Below are 231 nucleotides of genomic sequence, written 5' to 3' on the forward strand. Positions count from 1 at the left end.
CGAAAGATCACGGTATTGCACATCGGGCCGTCAACCTGCGCCAGGGCGAGCGGGTGCTGGGGGAAATTCACATCCAGAACGTGAACCGCTATCACGCCGTCTTTAAGACCTGGCTGATCCGCTTTCACGGCGTGGCCAGCCGCTACCTGCCCCACTACCTGGGCTGGATTCACGGGCTCGACTGTCGGCACCTGAGCACGCCGCAGCAATTTTTACGGGCTGCATTGTTCC

1 pseudogene is annotated in these 231 nt (G+C 60.6%); it reads left to right on the forward strand.

Annotation, left to right across the window (positions count from 1 at the left end):
• A pseudogene (locus GM672_RS30345) lies at positions 1 to 231 on the forward strand (IS1595 family transposase); the annotation flags it as partial.

It is taken from the genome of Pseudoduganella buxea, assembly GCF_009720835.1.
GTDB classification, from domain to species: Bacteria; Pseudomonadota; Gammaproteobacteria; order Burkholderiales; family Burkholderiaceae_D; genus Rugamonas; species Rugamonas buxea.